This window comes from Streptomyces sp. AgN23, from assembly GCF_001598115.1.
GTDB lineage: Bacteria > Actinomycetota > Actinomycetes > Streptomycetales > Streptomycetaceae > Streptomyces > Streptomyces antimycoticus.
Genome location: NZ_CP007153.1, coordinates 5,155,312 through 5,179,953 on the forward strand (window position 1 = coordinate 5,155,312; position 24,642 = coordinate 5,179,953).

The window sequence follows — 24,642 nt, forward strand, 5'->3', positions numbered from 1 at the left end:
ATGAACCCCACGTTAGGAAGGCTTGCGGTCAGCTTCTGTCCGCGTGTCGGCGCGCGATTCCGTGCCGGCTCAGAACGGGAACTGGCTCCGGCCGTGCTGGATGGAGATCCACTTGGTGGTGGTGAAGTCCTCGATCATCGACTCCCCGTTGAGCCGGCCGAGGCCGGAGTGCTTCTCCCCGCCGAACGGCACGATCGGCTCGTCGTGAACCGTGCTGTCGTTCACATGGATCATGCCGGTGTGGATTCGCTGGGCGAACCGCACCCCGCGCTCGATGTCGCCGGTGTGCACGGCGCCGCTGAGCCCGTAGTCGGTGTCGTTGGCGATCCGGACGGCCTCCTCTTCGCCGTCGAACGGAATCAGCGTCACCACCGGGCCGAAGATCTCCTGCCCGAGGATCGCCGCGCCCTCCGGGACCCCGCTGAGCACGGTCGGCCCCATCAGGGTGCCCTCGGTGCGCCCCCGCACCAGCGCGGTGGCACCCTCGGCGATCGTCTGCTCGACGAGCGAGGCCATCGCCTCGGCCTGGCCCTCGTTGATCAGCGGACCGATGTGGGTGGTGGGATCGCCCGGGTCGCCCACCTTCAGCGTCTCCACCTTGGCCACGAACTTCTCGGTGAACTCCCGCTCCACCGCCCGGTCCACCAGCACCCGGTTGGCCGCCATGCAGACCTGCCCCTGGTGGACGAAGCGGCTGAAGACGGCCGCGTCCACCGCGTAGTCCAGGTCGGCGTCGTCCAGCACGACCAGCGCGCTGTTGCCGCCCAGCTCCAGGACCGTGCGCTTGAAGTGGGAGGCGGCCACGGTGGCGACATGCCGGCCGACCTTGTCGGAACCGGTGAAGGAGATCACCTTCGGTATGGGGTGCTCGATCAACGCGTCGCCTATCTCCGCTATGTCGGTGACCACGACATTGAGCAGCCCGGCGGGCAGCCCGGCCTCCTCGAAGATCTTGGCGACCAGGCCACCGCCGCAGACCGGGGTGTTCTGGTGCGGCTTGAGGACGACGGCGTTGCCGAGCGCCAGCGCGGGGGCGACCGACTTCAGCGACAGCAGGAAGGGGAAGTTGAAGGGGCTGATGACGCCGACCACGCCCACCGGCAGCCGGTAGAGGCGGTTCTCCTTGCCGTCGACCGGCGACGGCAGGATGCGGCCCTCGGGCCGCAGCGCCAGATGGACCGCCTCCCGCAGGAACTCCTTGGCGAGATGCAGCTCGAAGCCCGCCTTCACATGGGTGCCGCCGCACTCCGCGATGATCGTCTCGGTGAGCTCCTTCTCGCGGTCCTCGATGATCCGCAGCGCCCGCTCGAAGATCGCCCGCCGGGCGTAGGGGTTGGTGGCGCCCCACTCCGGCTGCGCCCGCTCGGCCACCCGGTAGGCCAGGTCCACCTCCTCGACGGTCGCCACGGTGATGGAGGCCAGCTTCTCCCCGTTGTAGGGGTTGAAGTCGACGATGTCCCAGGAACCGCTTCCGCCGCGCCACTCGCCATCGATGAACTGAAGGGCCAACTCGGAGAAGTAGGACATGCCATCCCTATCTGCAGGACGCGGTGCCGCGCACCGACAGCCGCGCACGGGTGGGGGGTATTCCTGACAGAACGTCATCCTACTGACGAGTCAGGCATCGTGAAGGAGCCCTCGGAGCAAATCCCGGCTCTTCTCCGGGGACAGGCTGTCCGCACTGAGCCGCTCCAGCACCCGCTCGTACTGGGAGACCTCATCGCGCTTGTCCAGATAGAGCGCGCTGGTGAGCTGCTCCAGATAGACGATGTCGGGAAGGTCGGACTCCGGGAAGCGCAGCCGGGTGAACGCCCCGCTCTCCCCCGCGTGCCCACCGAAGGCGAACGGCATCACCTGGAGCGTCACCTGCCGATGCTCGGAGACCGCGATCAGATGGCGCAGCTGGGCGGACATCACGCCGCGCCCGCCGTAGGGGCGGTGCAGCGCGGCCTCGTCCAGCACCACATGGACCGCCGGGGCGCGCTCGGAGACCAGCAGCTTCTGCCGCTCGAGGCGCAGCGCCACCCGCCGCTCGACCTCCTCGGCGCACGCCTGGGGCTGGCCGCGGGTGACCACGGCATGGGCGTAGCCCTCGGTCTGCAGCAGACCGTGCACGAACTGGACCTCGTAGCAGCCGATATGGGAGGCGGCGCCCTCCAGGCCGACATAGGTCTGGAACCAGCCGGGCAGCACATCGCCGTAACTGTGCCACCACCCGGCGACATTGGCCTCGCGGACGAGCCCGAGCAGTGCCGCGCGCTCCGCGTCGTCGGTGACTCCGTACAGCGTGAGCAGATCCTCGATGTCCCGCGCCTTGAAGCTCACCCGGCCCAACTCCATGCGGCTGATCTTGGATTCGGAGGCCCGGATCGAATAGCCCGCCGCCTCGCGGGTGATGCCACGGGCCTCGCGCAACCGTCTGAGCTGAGAGCCCAGGAGGATACGGCGCACCACCGATCCACTCGACTCGCCTGCGGCCATTTCCGCGATCCTCCCTGTACGGAAAGCATCCTTGCGAACGGCGCCCCCGCAGCCTCTGGGGGTGAAGTCTGCCACTGTTCGGGCTCCGCGCCGTAGGCGCGTCGTTACTCAGCCCGAGGTTGTACGTCAGTGTACGGAGTCAGATATCCGGCTAAAACCGATCGGACCGGACCAACCGATCTGCGTGCACGTGCATTTGCCCTTGCATCTGACGTGCGCATTCGGAACCATAGGCTGTGCGCGCGTGCTAGCTGGTACGAAATCTGGCCAGAGTTCGTCACGGCCACGGATGCAGGAGTGCTCGCATGGGGAGCGAAGGTTCGGCCCTGCTGGAACCCTTGTGGCAAGGGCTTACCGCGATCGATCCCTCCGCCGTCTCCGGATCCGCCTCCTGCGCCCTTCCCGCCCGCTTCGAGGCGGTCAAGGGGGCCCGGCAGTTCACCGGCTCCATCCTGCGGCAGTGGAACATCCCCGAACTCCTCGACGAAGTGGCGCTCGTCGTCTCCGAACTGGTCACCAACGCGCTCCGGCACGCCCTGCCCGGCACCGCGGCGACGGCCGGTGAGCCCGAGCGGCCGGTGCGGCTCCATCTGATGCGCGGCCCCTCACGGCTGGTGTGCGCCGTACGCGACCCCAGCGAGGTGGGCCCGGTGGCCGGTCAGGCGGGCTGCGGCGAGGAATCCGGGCGCGGGCTCCATCTCGTGGAGTCCTTCACGGACGGCTGGGGCTGGCAGCCGCTGCCGGGCACCCCGCACGGAAAGATCGTCTGGGCCGTCTTCCATCTCCCCCCGGCGTGAGCCGCCTCCCCCACGCCTGAGCGCGACGCGCCCCTCCGCAGCGGCGGTCACGGGCGGGTGGACTCCGGCGGGGCCGTGGTAATGCCCAGGCCGTACAACTGGAAGAGCCGGTTCACATCGTGCATCGTGATGATTCCCTCCAGCTGCCCGTGGTCCACCACCAGCACCGGCATACCGCCGCCCCCCGGACGCGCCCGCTCCAGCACCTCGCTCAGCAGCTCACCGGGCTCGGCCACGGTGCACCGCGACAGCGGCGTCGCCACATCGCGCACCCGCTGGGTCTCCCGCGCCTCGGTCGGCACCGCCGCGAGCGCGCGCAGGTGGACGGCCCCGCTGAGCTGTCCCTCGAAGTCCAGCACCGGCATCACCGAATGCCGGGAGTGGGCCGCCACGTCGTCGATGAACCGTCCCACGGTCAGCCAGTCGGCCCCGGCGGCGACCGGCGCCGACATCGCGTCCGCCACCCGCACTCCGCGCAGCGCCGTGTTGACTCCGGCCCGCTGCCGCTCCGCGTTGGCGATGATCACCATGAAGAGGCCGATGAGCGAGAGCCACAGCCCGCCGGTGTTCCCGCGCAGGAAGGAGATCCAGCCGAGAGCGATGAGCGCCATCCCGAGGATCTGGCCGCTGCGCCCCGCCGCCCGGTCGGCGCGCTCCCGGTCCCCGGTGCGCCACCAGATCGCGGCCTGCACCACCCGGCCGCCGTCCAGCGGCGAGGCGGGCAGCAGATTGAAGACGCCCAGCAGCAGATTGGCCCAGCCCAGCCAGATCAGCACGGCGGTCGGCACCCCCCATCCGGTGAGCGCATGCACCCCGATCCCCACGCCGAGGGCGACACCGCCGATGACCAGGCTGGTGAGCGGTCCGATGACGGCCACCCAGAATGCGACCCCGGCGGTGCGGGGCCGTCCCATCTTGGTCATGCCGCCTAGCGCCCAGAGCGTCACGTCCTCCACCGAGACGCCCTTACGGCGGGCGGCGACCGCGTGCGCGGCCTCGTGGAGCAGCAGGCTGCCCATCAACAGCGCAGCGCCGACGACGCTGGCGAGGGCGTAGACGGCGCCGGTACGGCCGGGGGTCCACGCGGGCAGCGTCTCGTGCCCCAGCCCGTAAGCGAGCAGGACGATCAGCACCGGGACGCTCCAGTGCATCCGCAGTGGAACCCCGAGTATGCGTCCGACCCGGACCGAGCCGCTCATCGCCGTCTCACATCAGTCGGGTGCCCCCGCTCGCCACTACCAGTGTCGCGCGTCCGCGGCGATCAGCCCATACCGGCAGGATCGCGCGCAAGGTGGTCGAACTCGCCGTCCTTGGCGCCGAGCAGCATCGCCTCCACCTCGGCCGGGGTGTAGATCAGCGCCGGTCCGTCGGGGAACCGGGAGTTGCGGACGGCCACGTTCCCACCGGGCAGTTTGGCGAACTCGACACAGGAACCCTGGGAGTTGCTGTGTCTGCTCTTCTGCCAGACGACCCCCTGGAGGTCCGCGGCCGCCATGCCGTTGTAGGGGTGGTCGCGCACAGGGCTTCTCCACTGTTCGTGCATGCGTGCAGCTGTCAACTGTCTCGGATCATAGCGGCGTTCCTTTGCAAACGCATGGGCAAATGCAGCTGCGTATGCACAGGTAGATGCACAGACAGATGCACGTGCACCATGCGTATCTGCATGATCACCCAGCACCCGGCATCTCCTGCCCGGAGTGAAGAAGAGCAGTCGCATGTATGACGTCCGAGCCCCCCTCCAGGTTGAGCGGACCTCGTTGCGGGGCGTTGTCATACCCCCCTGCGAGACTCACGGGCATGAGGTGGGCGGCGGCGGAGACGGACGACGGGGGTGTTCGTCTCTGCCCGCTCGACCCCCAGGGAAAGGCCGCCGGACCGGTAGTGGAGGTCACGGCGGCCCAGGGCGGGATCGCCGAGGCCGTGCGATCCCGCCCCGAGGCCGACCGATGGGTCTGGCGGTCCACCGCCGAGGTCTATCCGCGGCTGCTGGCCGCCGGGGTCCGGGTCGAGCGCGCCTATGACATCGAGGCGGCCGAGGCGCTGCTCCTCGGCCATGAGGGGCGCTCAGGCGCACCGCGTTCGCTCGCCGCCGCCTGGGCCCGGCTGCGCGGGCTGCCCGTCCCCGAGGATCCGCCGCCCCGGGCGGCCGGAGGCCAGCCGTCGCTGTTCGAGCCCGGTCCGCCGCCACTGCCGCCGGGCGCCGACCCGCTGGAGGCGCTGCTGGCGGTGTACGCGGAGCAGCTGGTCCGTACGGAGGCGGCCGAGCACCCGGACCGGATGCGGCTGCTGACCACCGCCGAGTCCGCGGGGATGCTGATCGCCGCCGAGATGCGGCGGGCCGGGGTGCCCTGGAGCGCCGACCGCCATCGGGAGCTGCTGGACGAGCTGCTCGGCGAGCGCTATCCGGGCGGTCTGGAGCCGCAGCGCCTGGTCGAGCTGGCCGACGAGGTCTCGCGTGCCTTCGGCACCCGGGTCCGGCCCGATCTGCCCGCCGAGGTCGTCAAGGCGTTCGCCCGCGCGGGCATCGCGCTCGGCTCGACCCGCGCCTGGGAGCTCGAGCGGATCGATCACCCCGCCGTGGAGCCACTGCTGCGCTACAAGAAGCTCTACCGGCTGCACACCGCCCACGGCTGGGCCTGGCTCCAGTCCTGGGTGCGCGAGGGCCGCTTCCGCCCGGAGTACCTGCCCGGCGGCACCGTCTCCGGCCGCTGGACGACGAACGGCGGCGGGGCGCTGCAGATCCCCAAGGTGGTGCGGCGCGCGGTGGTGGCCGACCCGGGGTGGCGGCTGGTGGTGGCCGACGCCGACCAGATGGAGCCCCGGGTGCTCGCCGCGATCTCCCGCGACCCCGGGCTGATGGAGGTCGCGGGCAGCGGCCGGGATCTGTACGCGACGCTGTCCGACCGCGCCTTCTCCGGCCACCGCGAGCTGGCCAAGCTGGCGCTGCTGGGCGCGGTGTACGGCCAGACCTCCGGCGACGGCCTGAAGCATCTCGCCGCCCTGCGGCGGCGCTTCCCGGCGGCGGTGGCGTATGTGGACGACGCGGCCCGCGCGGGCGAGGAGGGCCGGCTGGTGCGCACCTGGCTCGGCCGCACCTGCCCGCCCGTGGGCGGCGCCGAGGAGCCGGCCGACGAGGCGGGGCTGCCGCGGGAGCAGGAGGAGCCGTCGTACGGCAGCACGGCGAGCGCCCGCGCGCGGGGCCGGTTCACCCGGAACTTCGTGGTGCAGGGCAGCGCCGCCGACTGGGCCCTGCTGATGCTCGCCGCGCTGCGGCGGTCGCTGAGCGGGGCGGGGCTGCGCGCGGAGATCGTCTTCTTCCAGCACGACGAGGTGATCGTGCACTGCCCCCGGGAGGAGGCCGACGCGGTCCGGGAGGCGATCACCGAGGCGGGCGAGACGGCCGGGCGGATCGCCTTCGGACCGACACCGGTGCGGTTTCCCCTCACCATGGCCGCGGTGGAGTGCTACGCGGACGCGAAGTAGGCGGCCCGGGTCCGGTCCTGTGGATCTTCGCGGCCGCGACAGCGGCGGCTGACGCCCGGGGCATCCGGCATCCGGCATCCGGTGCAGGGGGCAGCCCCAGCGGTCCAGCCGTAACCGGTCGGCGCGCTGTGCCAGGCGTCGCGGGCCCGCGATGCTCCACCGCACCGGGCCCAGGGGGCAGTCGCTCCCCCGACCGGCTCAGCCCCGCAGGCAGCGGCCCTGATCGTCCCCACACGATGAGAGCGGAGGGCCGCCGGGCGGCGGCCCGCCACGCCGCCCACAGGGGAGACCTGCCATGACCATCAGCCTCGAGGCACTGCGCCGCTGCTCCATCGCCGTCGACCTCGGCGCGGCCAGAACGCGTGTCTACCTCAGGCGTACCGGGCTCATCGTCGACGAGCCGACCGTCGCCGCCGTGAACACCCACACCGGCGGGCTGATCGCGGTCGGCGCACTGGCCGAGCGGATGACCGGGCGGACGCCCGAGCACATCCGCGTCGTACGGCCGGTCTCGGGCGGCACCGTCGTCGACATCGACATGGCCCAGCGGATGCTGCGGCTGCTGCTGGGCAACAAGCTGCGGCGCGCCTGGCGGCGCCGCCCGCTGGTGAGCGCCGCCGTCTGCGTGCAGCACGACGCCGACCCGCTCGCCCAGCGCGCCGCCGTGGAGACGCTCGCCGGGATCGGCGCCAAGCGGGTCGAGCTGGTGGACACCCTGATCGCCGCCGCGGTGGGCTGCGGTCTGCCGGTGGAACGGCCCGAGGCGACGATGATCGTGGTGTGCGGCGCGGCCACCACCCAGGTCGCGGTCCTGTCGCTGGGCTCGATCGTGGCCGCCGAGCGGGTGCCGGTGGGCGGGGAGACCGTGGACCACGCGGTCGTCCAGTATCTGCGCAACGAGCACGCGCTGATGCTGCCCAGCCAGGCCGTCCGCCCGCTGCATCTGCTGCTCAAGAACAGCGCGGACGGCGCACCCGCCGTGCCCAGCGCCGAGGTGCACGGCCGGGACGTGGCCACGGGGCTCGCCCGGACCGTACGGATCGATGTCGGGAGCGTACGGAACGCCATCCGCACCCCGCTCACCGGAGTGCTGGACGCCATCGGCACGGTGCTGCGCCGCTGTCCGCCCGATCTGGTGGCCGATCTCGCCGACCGCGGCATCATGCTGGCCGGCGGGAGCGCGGTGCTGCCCGGGTTCGACACGATGCTGCGGGAGGCCACCGGGATGCCGCTGAGCATCGCCGACCACCCCGACGTCTGCGCGGTCGAGGGGCTCGGCGCGATGCTCGACGGCAAGGTGCAGCCCCTGCTGCTGAACGCGATGGTCTCCTGACCGCCCCGCCCGCGCCCTGACCGCCCCCTGGCCCGCCGGGCCCCCTGCCCCCTGATCGGAATTTCTTCGCGACGTGTTGAGCGGCTGCCTCCCCCCATGCGTAGTGAAGGGGGAAGAGGCCGACATGGCCGCCGATCCCCCCCGGGGCTCAGACCGGGAGCGTCCGTAGATGTCCAACTCAGGTCAGGTCCTGGAGGTTCAGGTGCACGACGACGCCGCCGTGGCCGATGAGCGTCCGTCAAGATCCCGGCGTGGTACGCCGGACGAGCACCTCATGCGCGCGCTCTACCAGGAGCACGCCGGGCCGTTGCTCGCGTTCGTCCTGCGGCTGGTCGCGGGCGACCGTCACCGCGCCGAGGACGTCGTCCAGGAAACCCTGGTGCGCGCCTGGCGGAACGCCGACCAGCTGTCCCGGGCCACCGGCTCCATCCGGCCCTGGCTGGTCACGGTCGCCCGGCGGATCGTGATCGACGGACACCGCAGCCGGCAGGCCCGGCCGCAGGAGGTCGACCCCTCCCCGTTGGAACTCATGCCCGCGGAGGACGAGATCGACCGTGCACTGCGGCTCATGACCCTGACCGACGCGATGCAGGACCTCAGCGACGCCCATCGCGAGGTGCTGGTCGAGACCTACTTCAAGGGCCGGACCGTCAACGAGGCGGCCCAGACCCTCGGCATACCCAGCGGGACGGTACGGTCCCGGGTCTTCTACGCGCTGCGCTCCATGAAGCTCGCGCTCGAGGAGAGAGGAGTAACGGCATGACAGCGCAGACGCACCACTCGGGACATGACGCCGTTGGCGCGTATGTGCTCGGCGTGCTCGACGAGGCGGAGGCCACCTACTTCGAGGAGCATCTGGCCGGCTGCGACCAGTGCGGACGGCAGCTCGACGAGCTGACCGGACTGGAACCCCTGCTGGCCGATCTGGCGGCCGACATCCCCGGGATCCACGGCAGCCCCGGACGGACCCAGCTCACGGGCCACACGCCACATGCCTTCAGCTCCACTCCCAACGCCATCGAGACCCTCACCGCGCGCCCCGGTCCGGCGCTGCTCCAGCGCATGGTCGGCGAGGTGGCCGTATCCCGCGCCAAGCGGCGGCGGCGCGGGCTGTACCTGGTCGCGGCGGCGGCCGTCCTGATCGTCGGCGGTCCGGTCGGCACCGTCGCGGTCACCTCCGGCGGCTCGGACAGCTCCGTGACCGCCGCCCCCAACGAGAGCGCCCTCTTCGCCGGAATGCCCGACAAGGTGCGGGGCACCGACCCGGACACCAAGGTGAACGCGGCGGTCGCGCTGCAGGACAAGATGTGGGGCACCGACGCCGTGCTGCGGCTGAAGAACCTCAAGGGCCCCCTGGACTGCAGCCTGATCGCGATCTCCAAGGACGGCCACGAGCAGACGATGACGACCTGGTCCGTGCCCCCATGGGGGTACGGGATCGAGGACAGCCCCCGGGCGGAGGCGAGAGAGCCGCTGTGGGCCCACGGCGGCGCGGGCATGAAGCGTGCCGACATCGAACGCTTCGAGGTCCGTACGGCCGAGGGAAAGCGCCTGGTCTCCCTGAACGTCTGAGAACGTCTGAGCTACGTCGACGTCTGATCCTGCTTGAACGTCCGGTCTGCCGGAACGTCTGATCCACCACTCGGATCGCGGATCATCCCGTGCGGCGCGGTGAGCGAGATGTTACACAGAGTGTGATATGTCGTGCTTCGCGTCCCGGGGGGTCCGGATCCGAGGAGGCACCCCGTGGCTGACCCGGACGCCCATCAGCAGCGCATGTTCGCTCAGTATGTGCTGCCCGAGGTCGAGGTGCTGCTGCGCGTGGCCATGTCACTGACCACCCAGCGAGCCGACGCCGAGGATCTCGTGCAGGACACGTTACTACGGGCGTACCGGGCAGTCGGCCGTTTTGACGGGAGACATCCACGGGCCTGGCTGCTGACGATCATGCGGCATGCGGAGGTCAGCCGGCGCCGCCAGCGCCGGCCCCGGCTGCTCGACGATCCGGATACGGAGCTGGAGCGGCTGGTCCCGGCCCGGGGCGCGACACCGGAGGAACTGGTGGTCGACACGACGTTCGACGAGGCCGTGGACGCCGCGTTCACGGCGCTTCCGCTGCGGGACCAGCAGGTGGTGCGGCTGGTGCATGTGGACGGACTGTCGTACGCGGAGGCCGCACAGGTGCTGGACGTCCCCAAGGGGACGGTGATGAGCAGGCTGCACCGGGCGCGCAAGCGGATCCGGAACCAGCTGCTGGACGCGGGAGTGGAATCGGAGCGAGGTGGCGCATGAGCAGATGGACATGGTGGCGGACCCCACGCACCACTCGAACCACGCAGACCGCCGCAGAGCTCCAGGGCGCGCGGTGTCCCCTGGGCGCGCCGATGCTCCAGTCGTATCTGGACGGGCAGCTGGAGGCGCCGGCCGCGGCCCGGGTGCGGACCCATGTGGCCGAGTGCCACCGCTGCGCCCGGGAGCTCGCCGTCTACCAGCGCATCAGCGAGGCGCTGGCCGCCCGCGCGGTGACCGACGAGGCGGTGCTGGACCGGCTCAGGGATTTCGCGGAGTCCCTCGCCGAGCGGGAGAGCCGGGAGCCGGGGACGGAGGCGGCGCCGACGGAGCCGGTCCCGGGGACGGAGACGGTGCCCGGGGCGGTGCCGACGGAGGCCGAGCCGGAGCCGGAGACGGTCCCGGGGAGCGTGCCGGGGTCGGATCGGGACGCGGATCAGGGCGCGGTGCACAAGGCCGGAGGCTGACGACCGGGTCGGGCCCCGCACCTCCGCCGGGCAGCGCGACGGCCCGTTCGCGCGAGGTTCTGCGCAGCAGCAGGGCCGCGGTGAGCAGGGTCCCGGTGATCAGGGCCACATCGGCGAGGTTGAACACCGGCCCACGGGCGTCCAGCGTGAGCCAGTCGATGACGGCACCGCGCAGCGGGCCCGGCGACCGGATCATCCGGTCGGCGCCGTTCCCCATCGCTCCCCCGGCGATCAGCCCCAGCCCCAGCGCCGCGCCCCGGCCGCGGACCCGCAGCCCCGCGCCGGCGGCACCCAGCGTGGCCACCGCGCCCGCGAGCGTGATCACGACGATCAGCGCGGGCCGGCTGTGGCCCAGGCCGAAGGCGACCCCGGTGTTGCGGACCAGCAGCGCGCAGAACGGGCCGAACCGGGCCTGTGGCCCGGCGGTGCCGCTCCAGGCGGCCAGCGCCATCGCCTTGCTGAGCTGATCGGCCACGATCACGACGAGCGCGACCAGGGGGAAGAACAGCCGGCCGGTCGCCGGATGGGGCTTCATCATCGGCCTCCCTGGGGGGTGGGGGCCGGTCCGCGGGCGCGGTCCGCGGCCCGGGAGGGAAACCCGCCGGGGGTCCGCCCCGCTTCCCTTCCGGCCGGGGAAAAAGACGAGGGCCCGCAGGCGGCTGCCTGCGGGCCCTCGCTGCTGCCCACTGCCCATGACCTCCAGGTGGTCATCGGGGCTGTACCGAAGGGGTCACTCCGACGATTACTTCCCCTTCTTCGCCTCCAGCAGAGGCGTCTGGTACTTGGACAGCATCTTCATCTTGTTCTGGTCGATGGTCTTCCAGTCGTTCTTCAGCACACCGCCGGTGTCACCCGAGTCCGGGTTCCAGGTCCAGTAGGTGTAGCTGATCTGGTGCTTCTTGAGGTAGTCCATCAGGGTGTTCTGCCACACGGCCTCGGAGCTCTTACCGGCGGTCTTCTTACCACCGAACTCACCCATCAGCAGCGGGGCGATGTTCTGCTTCTTGATGTACGCCCAGTGCTTTTCCCAGATGGCCGGCATGTTCTTCGGGAAGTCCTTCGCCATGAACCAGTTCTGGTTGTAGACGCCCGGACCGTAGTCGTGGGCCGAGTAGACGACCTTGTTCGGCTCCTTGAGCTTCACCGGGTGCTTCTTCACACCCTGGAGGTCACCGCCCCACCAGAACTGCTCGTTCTTGTGGCGGTCCGTACCCTCGACGAAGATCAGCCAGTCCTTGTTGACCTTGTGGATGGCGTTACCGGCCTTGGTGGCCGCGAGCTGCCAGTCCGTCTTCGGGTTGCCGTCGCCCCACGTGGCCTGGCCACGCGGCTCATTGTGGAGGTCGGCGCCGATCACCCGGTCGTTGTTCTTGTAGCGCTTGGCCAGCTTGACCCAGTCGTCCAGCCACTGCTTCTCGGTGAGGCTCTGGGAGTACCACAGCTCACTCTGGCCGTACTGGTCCGGACGGTGCTGGTCCAGGATCACGCGGATGCCGCGGTCGGTGGCACCCTTCACGATCTTGTCCATGATCTGCTGGGGGGTGAGGCCCTTCAGATCGGGGTTCTTGTGCCAGTCGATGCCGTTGGGCTTGGCCGACGACTTGAACATCTCGTTCGAGTACGGCAGACGCATCGTGTTGAAGCCCTGCTTGGCCATCTGGTCCAGCATGGACTCCCAGTTACGGGTCCACAGGCCGTGCGGCGCGTAGGTGCCGGTCTCGAAACCGAACCAGTTCACACCGGTCAGGACGACCTTCTTGCCGTTGGCGTCCACGATCTCGCTCTTCTTCGTGGACAGCGGGCCCTCGGCGCCCGCACCGGTGGCCTTGGCCCCGGCGGCGGAGGTGGTGGTGGCCGACTGGCCATCGGTGTTGTTCACCGCGAAAGCGGTGACAGTGCCACCCACGGCAGCAGCAGCGACGACGGCCGCGGCGATACCGAAGCGGAGACGCTGCGAGCGCGGCGCGCGCTTGGTCTCGGTGGTCGGGGCGTTGTTCTGGTCCATGGGGGAATTCATTCGGTGATGCTCCTGAGGAATTCGGGTACTGCGGTCTTGAGGATGCTGGGGTTGTTCGTCGGAGATTCCAGACATTCCATCTGCGGGTCGGAGACTGCGGTCAGCCGGACAATCCGCGCGGACGGTAGGAGTTCGCCGATCAGGCGGACCAGCCGCTGCGTTTGCCAGCTGGGCTCATCCACGTCGATCAGCACCACATCCGGCTGCATGTGATTGGCCAGAGAAATTGCTTCTCGGGCCGACCCCGCAATTCCGGATAGCTCCAGTCCGGGCTCCTCGACAACGAGATCGGCGAGAGCACTCAACACCAGTGGGTGGTGCTCCACGACGAGAACTCTGTGCATCGATGGGAGCTCCTTCGTGGCTTGTCCTTTCGCTCACCGACATTAGGGACCGACCGGGGTCCGAATCGCCGTACGGCTGACTGAAATCTGCGTACCTCAATTGCAGGAATTCCGGGCACGCCAAACGACCGAATTCCGCCTACCTCAATTGAGGTAGGAGAATTCGGCCGTTTTATAGGGGTTATGTCCGATATGGGGGGGTCGATATGAGGCGCTCAGGGCATGCGAAAGGCGCCGGTCACGGGGTGACCGGCGCCTTTGAGGAGGTCAGCGAGGCAGGGGGCGGAGGATCAAGGGGTCAAGCGGTCAAGGGGTCAAGGGGTCAAGGGGTCAGCGCGTCAGCCGGTACGCGTACCCGGGCAGGAACATGCCCGGACCGGCGGCACAGCCGTCCGCCTGCCCCGGCTGCTTGACCCACAGGAAGGCGTCGATACCGGGGATGCCGGTGGCGGCGGTGGGGGGCCTGCCCAGCTTGCGGCCCGGCGGATCGCAGAAGCTGTGCTTCCGCGTGGGCCCCGCCCCATTGCGGCTGGTGTCCACCACGACCCCCAGCCGGGGCCGGCGCAGCTCCCTGATCACGGAGAGTCCGTAGCGCACCTCGTCGGCGGTGGCGTTGAAGTTGGAGACGTTGACCGCTATCCCGTCCCCGTACCGCTCTATACCGGCCCGCCGCAGCCGGTCGGCCATGGTGCGCGCGGGCTGCCATCCGGAGTTCCCGGCGTCGTAGTAGACCCGGGCCCGTGGCGCCCCCCGCTGGAGCGCCCGCGCGGCGTACGACAGCGCCGCGAACCGCTCCGCCTGCTGCCGCCGCTTGAGACAGCTCATATGGGCCAGCGCGTCCGGTTCGAGGATGACGATGGCGCGCCCGTCCCCTATCCCCCGGGTGAGGGCCTCGCTCCAGCGCCCGTAGGCGGCCGTGTCCCCGGCACCGCCGGAGCTCAGCTGCTGGCAGTCGCGCTGCGGGATGGTGTACAGGACAAGCACCGGCAGCCGCCGCTGGGCGGCGGCGGTGCGGACCAGGAACCGGGTCCGCTCCTCGACCAGGGACTCATTGGTCTCGGTGAGCCAGGCGGCCTGGGGCTCGGCGGCGATCCGCTCGGCGATGGCCGACGCGCGCCGGTCGTGCGGATGGTCCCGCACCCAGGTCGCGGCCGGGTTGTGGGGGTCGGTGTAGAAGCGGGTCGTCGCCGGGAAGAACGGCTTGGCCACGGGGAGTGAGGGCTTGCCGTTCGGCTGCCGCACCGGGCCCACGAACAGGGCCTGCACGGTGGTCGCCGCCATCACCACCTCGACCACCAGCACCATCACGATCAGCTGGGCGATGCCCCGCCCCGCCCACCTGGGCTTACGCCCACCGGCCGGCGGGCGGGGGCGGCGGACGCGTGCGCACAGTTTCGTGATCATGGCGAGTCCAGCCCGGCCTCAGCCGTTGTGGGAGTTGTCGGACGGGGGCCTGCGCCGGCTGATGAGCACCACCGCCAGCACCGCGAGCACCACCAGGACTCCGGCCACCACCCCTATCGTGACCAGGGCGGATTCATCCCCGTCGGTCTTGTCGGCGGAGGCGGCCTGGGTCGCGGCCGGATGGCGGCGGGGGGCGGAGAGCTCGGCGGAGGCCGGCGGCGCGGCCCGGTCCGCCAGCGCCTTGGCCGGGGCGATCACCCCGTATCCATAGCGCGGGTCATGGCCCGCGGAGCCCTTGCGGTCGGCGGTGTCGATCAGCTTCTGGACGACCTGGTTGGCGTTCCAGCGGGGGTGCTCCGAGCGCAGCAGCGCGGCGCCCGCCGCGACCCAGGGCGCCGCGAAGCCGGTGCCGTCGCCGGTCCAGTAGTCGCTGTTGCCGGAGGTGGTGAGGATGGAGACGCCGGGGGCGGCCAGGAGGGTCTTCCCACCGTGGTGGGAAGAGGTCCAGACGGCGCCCTTCTTGTCGGTGGCCACCACGGCGACCACCCCGGGAAGGGCGGCCGGGTAGGTGGGTTTGTTGCCCTCCTTGCCGTTGTCGCCCGCGCCGGCCACGATCACGGCGTCCTTGGCGACGGCGTACTTCACCGCGGACCGCAGCGCGGGGGTCGGACGCTTGAAGGAGACGGCCAGATCGATGACGCGGGCGCCCTGGCCGACCGCGTGGCGTATGGCCTTCGCGGTGGGGTCGGGGAGGGCCTTTCCGTCGCGGTACACGCCGAGCGGCATCACCTTGGCCTGGGGCGCGAGGCCGTACACCCCGTCGCCGCGGTAATTGCGGCCGGTGCCGGCGATGATTCCGGCGGCATGAGTGGACTGCTCTGCCGCCTTGCCGCCGTCCCGGGTGCCGAAGCCGCCGGTGCCGCCCGCGAAATCCTTTCCGCGGACCACGCGCCCGCGCAGATCCGGATGTGTCGCGTCGACCCCGGTGCCGATGACCGCCACGGTCACTCCGGCACCTTTGCTGATTTTCCAGGCGCGTTCCGCATTGAGCGCCGTCAGCGCCCATTCGGAATCGTGCAGCCCACCGGAATGGGAATCACTTGCCGCAGCCGGCGTGGCCAGTGCGAGCGTCATCGCTGCGATGACCGCTCCGGCCCGGCCGGCGAATGGATGGCGTGACATCACGTGACCTGACATTACGTCACCTACTCTCTTCGCACGGGACGCAAGGCCGTCGGGCCCATTTCATCTTGGGCATCCCCCGCAGGTAGTGACACCCGCGAGAGGGTGAGCGACCCGTCCCTTCTTTGGGGGACCGGTCGGGATACCCGAGACCCGGCTCTCCCCAATACGGGGGAGCGAAGGGGTCCGCCGAAGGTGTACCACCCGCTCCCCCGGTCGCGGGTACTACCTCCTTTTCGGGTGACGCACTCTTGGGTCAACGGCGATAAGAGCCTCCTGTCGAGGGAGTCGCGATGCAGCGTTTCCGAACGTTCAGCGAGCGCACCGGAAAGCCGGACGAAGAGGCGGATACCTCCGCCGGCAACGCCCGTAAGCGGACCGGAATGCTCTCGCGAGCCCTCCCGGTCCGGAACCCGATGGCCGGTATGCCCGGGCTGGCCCTTCGGTTCGCGGTCGTCGGCGGGGGCGGTGTGCTCGTGAACACGGTGGTCCTCTTCGTTCTCTATCACTGGGTGGGACTTCCGCTCCTGGCTGCGTCGGCGATAGCGGTGGAACTGGCCGTGGTGCACAACTATCTGCTGAACGACCGATGGACCTTCGCGGTCGGCACCCCGTCCCTCCGTCGATTCATCAAGTTCAATGTCTCGGTCCTGGGCGGACTCGGGGTCAATGTGCTCATCGTCTGGTCACTCGTGCGCGAGGGAACGCATCTGATGCTGGCGAATTGCCTCGGCATCGCGGCGGCTTTCGCGGTCAACTTCGCGTCGAGTACCGGCTGGGTCTGGGGGAGGCGGAGCCGATGATTGTCCCCATCATCTACCTGGTGCTGATCGTGGCCTCGATTCTGCTCACCGTGCAGTCGGCCCACGTCCTCTACCTCATGCTCTACACCTGGGACCGGGCGGATGCCGAACGGAAGGCCAGGGCGCCGGATGAATTCCTGCCGCCCCAGATCTCCTTCAGTGTCCTGCTGCCCGCCCGGCATGAGGAAGACGTCATCCAGAGCACCATCGAGCGCGTGGTGCGGGCCAACTATCCGGCCGAACTGCTGGAGGTCTTCGTGATCTGCTCACAGGACGACGACGGCACGATCAAAAAGGCCGAGGAGAAGATCGACGAGCTGAAGCGGAAAGGGCTGCGCAACGTGCGGGTCGTGGTGTTCGACGACGAGCCCGTCAACAAGCCGCACGGCCTCAACACGGCCCTTCCGCACACCGCCAACAAGGTAGTGACGATCTTCGACGCGGAGGACGACATCCATCCGGAGATCTTCAGCATGGTGAACACCGTGATGGTCCAGGAGAAGGTCAGGGTGGTCCAGGCCGGTGTGCAGCTGATGAACTACGAGTCCAACTGGTACTCGACGCTCAATGTCCTGGAGTACTTCTTCTGGTTCAAGAGCCGGCTGCACTACCACGCCCACTACGGCTCGATCCCGCTCGGCGGCAACACCGTCTTCTTCGCCCGTGAGCTGCTGCTGCGGCTCGGCGGCTGGGACGACCGCAACCTCACCGAGGACGCCGATATGGGGCTGCGGATATCGGCCATGGGCGAGCGGGTGCGCGTCGTCTACGACGACCGGTATGTGACCAAGGAGGAAACCCCGCCCACCCTCGGCCACTTCATCCGGCAGCGCACCCGCTGGAGCCAGGGCTTCATGCAGACCCTGAAGAAGGGCACCTGGAAGAAGATGCCGACGCGCAAACAGCGCTGGCTCGCCGTCTACGTCCTGGCGTTCCCGCGCGGACAGGCGCTGCTCGGCCTCTATCTGCCGATCTCGCTCGGCATGATCCTGATCCTCAAGGTGCCGGTCCTGATCGCGCTCGTCTCCTATCTGCCCGTACTCCTGCTGGCCGCGCACTTTCTGGTCCAGGCGGTCGGTCTCTACGAGTTCACCAGCGCCCACGGGCTCGAAGCCTCGCCGAAGGCCGTCCTGCGCATGGCCATCGCCTGGTTCCCCTTCCAGATGGTCCTCGCGTACGCCGCGTTGCGGGCCATGCGGCGCGAGATGCTCGGCCGCCACGACTGGGAGAAGACACAGCACGTAGGCGCCCACCGGGCCACCACCGAGGAGGCGGAGTCGCGTGTCGGATAACCCCACGCCCTCGCGGCCGGCGGCCGCCGACGCGGAGGACCGGAAGACCGCGGCGAGGAAGAGCACCGCGCCGGGCAGGAAGACCACGGCGAACAAGAACGCCGCGACAAGGAAGAAGACCACGACAGCCAAGACCACCGCGACAGGCAAGAAGACCGCAGCGAACAAGAACGCCGCGACAAGGAAGAACACCACCACAGCCAAGACCACCGAGGCCCCCGCACGAGGTCGGCGCCGCCGCCCGCGGTTCTCCGTGGAGCGCGGCTGGTTCCCGCCGCTTGGGACCAAGGGCAGAATCGCCCTGGTCGCCTCCCTGCTGACCGGGCTGCTCACCCACGGTTACCATCTCTTCCGCTACCCCCTCTACCTCACCGACGAGGGCATCTACATGCAGCGGGCGTGGTCGGTGGTGCGGGAGACCAGTCTGTCCCCGTACACCTACGACTACGACCACGCCCCGCTGGGCTGGATCACGCTGGCCGGGTGGGTCCTCCCGCTGCCGAAGCAGTTCGAGACCTTCGGGAACGCGATCAACACCGGACGGTTCCTGATGCTGCTGGTGCACGTCGTCAGCGTCTATCTGCTGTTCGAAATCGCCCGGCGGCTGTCCGGCAGTGTGCTGGCCGCCACCGTCACCGCGTTCCTCTTCAACGTCTCGCCGATCGCGGTCTACTTCCAGCGGCAGGTCCTGCTGGACAACCTGATGATGCTCTGGCTGCTGCTGAGCCTGTTCATGCTGCTCAGGCGAGAAGTCACGATCAGATCGGTGTTCGGCGGCGGTATGGCGCTGGGGATCGCCTTGATCACCAAGGAGAACGCGATCTTCTTCTTGCCCAGCTTCGTCTACCTGCTCTACCGGAGGGTCAAGGGGTCGGCCAGCAGCCGGTTCACCAGCACCCTGTGGCCATTCGCCGCGGCGGCCCCGATCGGCGCCTATGTGACCTACGCACTGCTCAAGAACGAGCTGCTGCCGAGCGGTTTCGACTTCGATCTGAACAATCCACCAGCGGACCACGTTTCGCTGCTCTACACCCTGTGGTGGCAGCTCAACCGCAACCAGGGCACCCTCTTCAGCCACTCCGGGCTGTTGCAGACGAGCTGGCTGGTCCGGGACAAGTTCCTGCTGATCGCCGGGGTGTGCGCGATGGCGATCTGCCTGTGGATCGGCATGCGGGACCGCAGGCGCAATCTGGGCTTTCTGATCGCCGGCACACTGGCCCTCGGATACGCCTTCTATCTGGTGCGCGGCAGCGTGGTGCTGGACTTCTATGTCACCCCGCTGATCCCCATGCTCGCGCTGAACCTCGGCATGGTGACGGACCGGCTGCTCAAGGGCACATTCGCCAATCGGTTCATGCGTGGCGCGCATTCTGTGACCCGGGTCGCCGTGCCGTCGTTCGTGGCCGTTCTGCTGCTGGCGTCACCGGCCTCCGGATATCTCGTCCACACCAATACCGAGGGCCATACGCAGATCGCCGACCAATACCAGCCGAAGATCAATCTCACCGGAATGCAGCATGCCCAGATCGCCTGGGTGCGCAAGCACGTTCCGCCGAATTCGCGCATCATCATGGACGACGACCTGTGGGGTGAACTGCACGATGTGCGCCCGTTCTACCCGTACGCGCATTCCCACTGGAACGCCTCGTCCGACCCGGATGTCCGCGACAAACTGTTCAGGAAGAAATGGCAGTACGTGGACTACATCATCATGTCGAACAAGATGCGCAGATCCATGATGCTCAACAATGGCGACGGCCGAGAGAACTGGATCCTCAAGGCGCTGCAAAATTCCACCCGCGTCTGGTCGGAGACCCGGGGCAATATCAAGCTGGAAATCTACCGTGTGCAGTAGCCATGGGAAGAGGAGGTGAAGGCCATGCCTGAGTACGAAGACGACTGGGATGTTCCGGAGGACAGGGATGATCCCGAGAACGAGGAGGATACCCTCGAAGACGAGGACGTCCCCGACGAGGAGGACGTCCCCGACGAGGAGGAAATCCCCGAGGAGGAAATCCCCGAGGAGGACATCCTCGAGGAGGAAATCCCCGAGGAGGAGAACACCCTCGGCGAGGACGAGGAGAACACCCCCGACGGTGACAAGAAGAAAAAGCTCTCCTGGAAAACCGTCCTGCTGGCTCTCGTGGTCTTCGCGATCGTCGGATCGCTCGTCCAGGTGGTCGCGCGCGGCGGCTTCGGAGGCGCCCTGAACACCACCGGCGGCGGAGGCGGGGGCGCCCCGAAGAAGGAGCACTCCCGGCAGGAGCAGGAGATACGCCCGCCCAAGCAGCCCAAGACCATCAAGCTGGGCAACCAGCGGGTCCCCCAGGCGTCCGGGCCGATCATCGTGATCAACCCGGGTCTGGTGAACCCCGGCGGCAGCGCCGCGGTCGAGGGCGGTGGCTTCGACAAGAAGGCCACGGTGGACATCCTGCTCAAGGTCCGGAAGTCGGACACCAAGGGCCGCGCCATCGGCAGTGTGCGCTCGGACAAGTTCGGGTCGATCTACGCCCGGTTCACCATGCCCGAGAGCGCGGGCAACCGGCCCGCGACCCTGGTCGCCCAGCAGCGCGGCAGCACCAAGGCGGCCGAGGCCAAGGTGATCACCGGTGGCGCCGTCGGCACCGCGAAGATCAACAAGTTGGTCGGTCGCCCCGGTGACGTGGTGACGGTCACCGCCCGCGGCTTCCGCCCCGGTGAGACGATCGACGTCTTCTGGGGCCGGACCACCGGCACCCCCGTGACCACGCTGCACACCGACAGCAGCGGCGGCGTCGGCCAGGCGGCGATCAAGGTGGGCGTGGCCCCGACCGGCTCCAGCACCCTGGTCCTGGTGGGCAAGCGCAGCAAGACCACGGCCACCGCGCCCTTCCAGATGCTGGCCATGTACCCCTCGATGAAGTCCAAGCCGTACGCGCTCAAGGCAGGCCAGCGGATCACGCTGTCCGCCAACAAGTTCGCGCCGGGCGAGCGGGTGCTGGTCTACATCAACTCCACCGGCGGCCTGCCGGCCTTCACCGCCCAGGCGAACGGCATGGGGCAGATCCGCGACGTGGCGTTCAACGTGCCGTTCGGCCTCAAGGGGCGGCAGACGCTGATGGCGATCGGCGACCAGAGCCGGGCCGTGGTCCGCTCGGGCTTCACCGTGCTGCCGTACACCCCGTCCGCCGAGCCCAGCGCCTTCGGCGGCAGGGCGGGCACCACGCTCAGCTTCTATGTCGCGGGGTTCGCCCCGGGCGAGACGGTGAACGCGTACGCCGGGTCGGGCTCGAAGGGCCAGCGCAAGATCGGGACCTTCCAGGTGGACAGCCGGGGCAAGGCGTCGGCGGTGGGCTCGTACAAGATCACCACGGCGGACGAGAGCGGTGTGGCCTTCCAGCTCATCGGCCAGAAGAGCGGTGGCGTCGCGAAGGCGAGCATCAACATGTCCCAGGGACGCGGAGATTAGGGACGGCAACCGGCACCGAGAAAGAACGTGGGCCGGTCCGTGCCGGACGGCGAAAACGGCCGAAAGGCAGGCCCACGTTCCAGGGAGCGGCCGGCCACCGGCGGCCGTAGGGCGGCTCACCAGTTCCGTAGATGTACCATGCGTCCTGGAGTGTCCTATGAGCGTAATTTTCGGCCCTAACTCACGAAGAGTCCTACAATTCCTGACCCATATCGAGGACCTCTCCCCAGAGGAAATCGACCGGGTGGCCGATCTGTGGAAGCAGACGTCCAGCCAGACCCGCGCCGAGGGCTGGGCAGTGGTCCATCGCACCACCACGCCCGAGGAGCGGTACCGCATCCTGGTCGCCGCCTCGGTGGCGCGCCGGGCCGCCCTGGACACCGCGCGGAACCACCAGAGACACGACTGGGCCTTCTGGGCCGCGGTGTGGGACGCCGCGACGGCGGTCGCCGTATGCGACCGCATCGGAAGCCACTACAACGTGCTGGTCGCGCCACTGGCCGCGGTCATGCCCTCGCTGGCGCACTGTCGGCGCGATGAATTCAGCATCCGCGAACTGCAGGGTGCCATCCTCAAGGGAGGTGGGTAGTGATGGGCGACAACCGGATCGATGTTGTGGTGGCCGATGACGACCCGGCCGTCCGCGAGGCGCTCGCCGACCTCATCGACTCCCACCCCGACCTGGAACTCGTGGGCCTGGCCATCAACCATGAGCAGGCCGTGCGCGCGGCGGTCGACCACCGCCCCCGGGTCGTGATCATGGACGTGCACATGCCCCGGGGCGACGCCCCCAGCAGCGTCCGGGCCATCCGCGACCAGGTCCCCGACGCCCGGGTGGTGGCGCTGTCCGCCCACGGCGAACGCGAGACCGTGCTGAACATGCTCGCCGTCGGGGCCAGCGGCTATCTGGTCAAGGGCACCCCCGCCGAGGAGATCCTCGAGGCGATCATCCGGGCCGCGCGCGACCAGTTCAGCATGTCCGCGGAGCTCCTCGCGGACTGCGCCGAGCCGCTGCGTCGCGCCGAGCGCGCCTCCTGGCGGTTCGAGGACCTGGTCGGCAACCGCCTGGAGGACTCGTTCCTCGAGCTGCTCGGCCACGCGCCGTGCGGCGTGCTGATCGTCGGCCCCCGCGGCCGGATCGAGTACGCCAACGCCCACACCCGGCACATGTTCGGCTACAGCTCGGCGGAGCTGCGCGACAAGCGGCTGCGGGACCTCGTCCCCGAGCGCTACCGCACCGCCTCCGAGCAGCTGGTCGGCAGGGTCTTCACCGCACCGTCGGTGATGAGCGGCCGCCGCCGCGACGGCACCGAGTTCCCCGCCCAGTTCAGCGGCGGCCATCTGCAGGGCCGGCAGCCCCGCGGGGTGGTCTTCATCGCCGACCTGAGCCAGCTGCGGGCGGCCGAGAGCCGGTTCCGCCAGCTCATCGAGTCCTCCCCGGACGCGATGCTGATCGTGGACACCAGCGGCCGGATCCAGGCGGCCAACAACCGCACCGAGGTGCTCTTCGGCTACGACCGCGACCATCTGATCGGCCGGGCCGTGGAGGCGCTCCTGCCCGACCAGCCGCTCACCGTCTCGCTGCGCGAATGGGACGACAGCCTGGAGGAGCCGGTGGGTCACAGCATGGAGCTGGTGGGGCGGCGCAGCGACGCCAAGCAGTTCCCCGCCGACGTCAGCATCAGCCCGCTGCGTACGGAGGAGGGCCTGCTCACCGTCCTGACCATCCGGGACATCACCGAGGTGCAGCGCGCCCAGTTCGTCCTGGAGCGCAGCCTGGAGCTGCTGGAGGTCACCGACCGCGACCGCCAGGCGCTGCTCAGCCATCTGGTCCACGCCCAGGAGGCCGAGCGGGGGCGGATCGCCGCCGACATCCACGACGACACCATCCAGGTGATCACCGCGGCCAGCCTCCGCCTCCAGCAGCTGCGCCGGCGGCTGCGGGACCCGGACGAGCAGCGGGTGATGGACAAGCTGGACGAGACCCTGAAGCTCTCGCTCAGCCGGCTGCGGCAGCTCATCTTCGACCTGCGGCCGTCCAGCCTGGAACACGGCTGCCTGGCCGGGGCGCTGCGCGGCCTGCTGGAGCAGATACGCACCGAGACCGGTATCACCTACCGGCTGGAGGACCGGCTCACGACCCACCCCCCGGCCGAGACGATGGCGCTGATCTACCGGACCGCCCAGGAGGCGCTGGTGAACGTGCGCAAGCACGCCCACGCCAAGACGGTCCACGTACAGCTCCTCGGGCTCGACGACGGCTGCCTGGTGCGGATCGTCGACGACGGCGACGGCTACAACCCGCTCGAGGTGGAGTCCCGCCCCGGCCACCTCGGGCTCTCCCTGATCCAGGAGCGGGCCCAGATCGCGGGCGGCTGGTGCCGGATCGAGAGCGAACCCGGCTCCGGCACCACCGTGGAGTTCTGGGTGCCGCTCGGCGCTCCCCCGGGCGCGTCGCTCGACCCCGCCGACTCCCCCGAAGGGGACCCACAGCCGTGACCGCACCTCCCGAACTGACGAAGGTGCTGATCGTCGAGGACCACCGGGTGGTGGCCGAGGGGCTGTGGGCCCTGCTGGCCGAGTACTCGGATCTGACGGTGGTCGGCTGGGCGGACTCGGTCGCCGAGACCGTGCCCATGGCCAAGGAGCTCAAGCCCGATGTGGCCCTGGTCGACTTCCGGCTGCCGGATGGCACCGGGGCCGACGCGGCGGCCGGCATGCGGGCCCATGACCCCTCCGTCGCCATCGTGATCCTCAGCGCCGACGCCAGCGACTCGGCGCTGCTGGCCGCGGTGGAGGCGGGCGCCTGCGGCTATCTGCTGAAGTCGGCGAGCGGCGACGAGATCGCGGCCGCCATCCGCTCGGCCGCCGAGGGCGAGACCCTCATCCCGGCCAGCACCCTGGTGGAGGTGCTGGCACGGCACCGCGAGGACGCGCGGTCCACCGCCGAGCAGACCGAGCGCCTGGACAGCATGACCCCGCGTGAGCAGGAGATCCTCGCACTGATGAGCCAGGGCCTGGACAACCGGGCCGTCGCGGAGCGGCTGAGCATCAGCTACGCCACCGTGCGCACGCATGTGCGCAGGATCCTGGAGAAGCTGGACGCGCGCTCACAGCTGGAGGCGGTCGCGAGGGCCGCCGAATTCGGCTTCAAGCCCGCGCAGCCGGAGAGGCCGGAGGAGTGACGGGCTGACCCCGGAGCCCCTCCGGGTACGGCCATGGCCCCCTCCGGCGCGGGGGCCATTCGCTTTGGGCCCCATGCCGTACGTACGGACTCCCCCGTATGGGCCCGTACGGGGGGC

Annotated in this window: 22 protein-coding genes; 13 read left to right on the forward strand and 9 right to left on the reverse strand. The window is 69.6% G+C overall.

What is annotated here, in order from left to right; translation table 11 throughout:
- Positions 1-69 precede the first annotated feature (69 nt).
- On the reverse strand, positions 70-1,527 hold the full coding sequence (locus AS97_RS22025; protein WP_210565498.1) for an aldehyde dehydrogenase family protein: 1,458 nt from the start codon (positions 1,525-1,527) through the stop codon (positions 70-72).
- A gap of 90 nt (positions 1,528-1,617) precedes the next feature.
- Positions 1,618-2,481, reverse strand: coding sequence for a helix-turn-helix transcriptional regulator (locus AS97_RS22030; protein ID WP_059142443.1), 864 nt, complete (start codon positions 2,479-2,481; stop codon positions 1,618-1,620).
- 305 nt (positions 2,482-2,786) lie between these two features.
- On the opposite strand from AS97_RS22030, the gene AS97_RS22035 reads away from it, so the two are divergent.
- A complete protein-coding gene (locus AS97_RS22035) occupies positions 2,787-3,278 on the forward strand; it encodes an ATP-binding protein (RefSeq protein WP_059142442.1) in 492 nt (163 codons plus the stop codon).
- Positions 3,279-3,325: 47 nt separating this feature from the next.
- On the opposite strand, the gene AS97_RS22040 is transcribed toward AS97_RS22035, so the two are convergent.
- The gene (locus tag AS97_RS22040; protein WP_059142441.1) at positions 3,326-4,477 is read right to left on the reverse strand and encodes a site-2 protease family protein; all 1,152 of its coding nucleotides are present in this window, start codon (positions 4,475-4,477) and stop codon (positions 3,326-3,328) included.
- A 62-nt stretch (positions 4,478-4,539) separates the two neighbouring features.
- Positions 4,540-4,773 (reverse strand): DUF397 domain-containing protein, encoded by a 234-nt coding sequence (locus tag AS97_RS22045; RefSeq protein ID WP_236669926.1) that lies wholly within the window; start codon positions 4,771-4,773, stop codon positions 4,540-4,542.
- A gap of 302 nt (positions 4,774-5,075) precedes the next feature.
- On the opposite strand from AS97_RS22045, the gene AS97_RS22050 reads away from it, so the two are divergent.
- From AS97_RS22050 to AS97_RS22070, 5 genes are all read left to right on the forward strand, one after another.
- Positions 5,076-6,761 carry a bifunctional 3'-5' exonuclease/DNA polymerase gene (locus AS97_RS22050; protein WP_210565499.1) on the forward strand — a complete coding sequence of 562 codons (1,686 nt, stop codon included), beginning with the start codon at positions 5,076-5,078 and terminating at the stop codon, positions 6,759-6,761.
- 295 nt (positions 6,762-7,056) lie between these two features.
- Positions 7,057-8,094, forward strand: coding sequence for a rod shape-determining protein (locus tag AS97_RS22055; protein ID WP_210565500.1), 1,038 nt, complete (start codon positions 7,057-7,059; stop codon positions 8,092-8,094).
- Positions 8,095-8,263: 169 nt separating this feature from the next.
- Positions 8,264-8,857: a sigma-70 family RNA polymerase sigma factor gene (locus tag AS97_RS22060; RefSeq protein ID WP_059142437.1), complete on the forward strand. Its 594-nt coding sequence runs from the start codon at positions 8,264-8,266 to the stop codon at positions 8,855-8,857.
- The gene (locus tag AS97_RS22065) at positions 8,854-9,666 is read left to right on the forward strand and encodes a zf-HC2 domain-containing protein (protein WP_059142436.1); all 813 of its coding nucleotides are present in this window, start codon (positions 8,854-8,856) and stop codon (positions 9,664-9,666) included. Before AS97_RS22060 ends, AS97_RS22065 begins: the two co-directional genes overlap by 4 nt.
- Before the next feature lie 174 nt (positions 9,667-9,840).
- Complete coding sequence (locus tag AS97_RS22070) at positions 9,841-10,386, forward strand: RNA polymerase sigma factor (protein ID WP_086710048.1); 546 nt, start codon at positions 9,841-9,843, stop codon at positions 10,384-10,386.
- Between the two features lie 258 nt (positions 10,387-10,644).
- Here the strand turns inward: AS97_RS22070 and AS97_RS22075 are convergent, their stop codons facing one another.
- From AS97_RS22075 to AS97_RS22095, 5 genes are all read right to left on the reverse strand, one after another.
- A complete protein-coding gene (locus tag AS97_RS22075) occupies positions 10,645-11,388 on the reverse strand; it encodes a signal peptidase II (RefSeq protein WP_210565501.1) in 744 nt (247 codons plus the stop codon).
- A 204-nt stretch (positions 11,389-11,592) separates the two neighbouring features.
- Entirely contained in the window at positions 11,593-12,867 is a 1,275-nt protein-coding gene (locus AS97_RS22080) for a glycoside hydrolase family 5 protein (protein ID WP_059142434.1), read from the reverse strand.
- Complete coding sequence (locus tag AS97_RS22085; RefSeq protein WP_059142433.1) at positions 12,864-13,211, reverse strand: response regulator; 348 nt, start codon at positions 13,209-13,211, stop codon at positions 12,864-12,866. The genes AS97_RS22080 and AS97_RS22085 overlap by 4 nt, the downstream gene beginning before the upstream one ends.
- 330 nt (positions 13,212-13,541) lie before the next feature.
- Positions 13,542-14,615, reverse strand: coding sequence for a glycoside hydrolase family 6 protein (locus AS97_RS22090; RefSeq protein WP_210565502.1), 1,074 nt, complete (start codon positions 14,613-14,615; stop codon positions 13,542-13,544).
- An 18-nt stretch (positions 14,616-14,633) separates the two neighbouring features.
- Entirely contained in the window at positions 14,634-15,623 is a 990-nt protein-coding gene (locus tag AS97_RS22095; protein ID WP_247204459.1) for a S8 family serine peptidase, read from the reverse strand.
- 467 nt (positions 15,624-16,090) lie between these two features.
- Between AS97_RS22095 and AS97_RS22100 the strand changes: the two genes are divergently transcribed.
- The 7 genes from AS97_RS22100 to AS97_RS22130 all read left to right on the forward strand — a co-directional run bounded on the left by AS97_RS22100 (position 16,091) and on the right by AS97_RS22130 (position 24,525).
- A complete protein-coding gene (locus AS97_RS22100) occupies positions 16,091-16,600 on the forward strand; it encodes a GtrA family protein (protein ID WP_210565503.1) in 510 nt (169 codons plus the stop codon).
- Positions 16,597-17,892, forward strand: a complete 1,296-nt coding sequence (locus AS97_RS22105; RefSeq protein ID WP_210565504.1) for a glycosyltransferase — start codon at positions 16,597-16,599, stop codon at positions 17,890-17,892. Before AS97_RS22100 ends, AS97_RS22105 begins: the two co-directional genes overlap by 4 nt.
- Positions 17,882-19,747, forward strand: a complete 1,866-nt coding sequence (locus AS97_RS22110; RefSeq protein WP_247204460.1) for a glycosyltransferase family 39 protein — start codon at positions 17,882-17,884, stop codon at positions 19,745-19,747. Before AS97_RS22105 ends, AS97_RS22110 begins: the two co-directional genes overlap by 11 nt.
- A gap of 24 nt (positions 19,748-19,771) precedes the next feature.
- Positions 19,772-21,340, forward strand: coding sequence for a hypothetical protein (locus AS97_RS22115; RefSeq protein ID WP_210565505.1), 1,569 nt, complete (start codon positions 19,772-19,774; stop codon positions 21,338-21,340).
- 157 nt (positions 21,341-21,497) lie between these two features.
- Positions 21,498-21,929, forward strand: a complete 432-nt coding sequence (locus AS97_RS22120) for a hypothetical protein (protein WP_059142427.1) — start codon at positions 21,498-21,500, stop codon at positions 21,927-21,929.
- 2 nt (positions 21,930-21,931) lie between these two features.
- Positions 21,932-23,839 carry a PAS domain S-box protein gene (locus AS97_RS22125; RefSeq protein ID WP_059142426.1) on the forward strand — a complete coding sequence of 636 codons (1,908 nt, stop codon included), beginning with the start codon at positions 21,932-21,934 and terminating at the stop codon, positions 23,837-23,839.
- A complete protein-coding gene (locus AS97_RS22130) occupies positions 23,836-24,525 on the forward strand; it encodes a response regulator transcription factor (protein WP_059142425.1) in 690 nt (229 codons plus the stop codon). Before AS97_RS22125 ends, AS97_RS22130 begins: the two co-directional genes overlap by 4 nt.
- Positions 24,526-24,642 lie beyond the last annotated feature (117 nt).

Bases quoted from the DNA above. Each gene is read 5' to 3' on its own strand.
- AS97_RS22025 (WP_210565498.1), bottom strand. From the start codon at position 1,527: ATGTCCTACTTCTCCGAGTTGGCCCTTCAGTTCATCGATGGCGAGTGG.
- AS97_RS22030 (WP_059142443.1), bottom strand. From the start codon at position 2,481: ATGGCCGCAGGCGAGTCGAGTGGATCGGTGGTGCGCCGTATCCTCCTG.
- AS97_RS22035 (WP_059142442.1), top strand. From the start codon at position 2,787: ATGGGGAGCGAAGGTTCGGCCCTGCTGGAACCCTTGTGGCAAGGGCTT.
- AS97_RS22040 (WP_059142441.1), bottom strand. From the start codon at position 4,477: ATGAGCGGCTCGGTCCGGGTCGGACGCATACTCGGGGTTCCACTGCGG.
- AS97_RS22045 (WP_236669926.1), bottom strand. From the start codon at position 4,773: ATGGCGGCCGCGGACCTCCAGGGGGTCGTCTGGCAGAAGAGCAGACAC.
- AS97_RS22050 (WP_210565499.1), top strand. From the start codon at position 5,076: ATGAGGTGGGCGGCGGCGGAGACGGACGACGGGGGTGTTCGTCTCTGC.
- AS97_RS22055 (WP_210565500.1), top strand. From the start codon at position 7,057: ATGACCATCAGCCTCGAGGCACTGCGCCGCTGCTCCATCGCCGTCGAC.
- AS97_RS22060 (WP_059142437.1), top strand. From the start codon at position 8,264: ATGTCCAACTCAGGTCAGGTCCTGGAGGTTCAGGTGCACGACGACGCC.
- AS97_RS22065 (WP_059142436.1), top strand. From the start codon at position 8,854: ATGACAGCGCAGACGCACCACTCGGGACATGACGCCGTTGGCGCGTAT.
- AS97_RS22075 (WP_210565501.1), bottom strand. From the start codon at position 11,388: ATGATGAAGCCCCATCCGGCGACCGGCCGGCTGTTCTTCCCCCTGGTC.
- AS97_RS22080 (WP_059142434.1), bottom strand. From the start codon at position 12,867: ATGAATTCCCCCATGGACCAGAACAACGCCCCGACCACCGAGACCAAG.
- AS97_RS22085 (WP_059142433.1), bottom strand. From the start codon at position 13,211: ATGCACAGAGTTCTCGTCGTGGAGCACCACCCACTGGTGTTGAGTGCT.
- AS97_RS22090 (WP_210565502.1), bottom strand. From the start codon at position 14,615: ATGATCACGAAACTGTGCGCACGCGTCCGCCGCCCCCGCCCGCCGGCC.
- AS97_RS22100 (WP_210565503.1), top strand. From the start codon at position 16,091: ATGCAGCGTTTCCGAACGTTCAGCGAGCGCACCGGAAAGCCGGACGAA.
- AS97_RS22105 (WP_210565504.1), top strand. From the start codon at position 16,597: ATGATTGTCCCCATCATCTACCTGGTGCTGATCGTGGCCTCGATTCTG.
- AS97_RS22115 (WP_210565505.1), top strand. From the start codon at position 19,772: ATGCCTGAGTACGAAGACGACTGGGATGTTCCGGAGGACAGGGATGAT.
- AS97_RS22120 (WP_059142427.1), top strand. From the start codon at position 21,498: ATGAGCGTAATTTTCGGCCCTAACTCACGAAGAGTCCTACAATTCCTG.
- AS97_RS22125 (WP_059142426.1), top strand. From the start codon at position 21,932: ATGGGCGACAACCGGATCGATGTTGTGGTGGCCGATGACGACCCGGCC.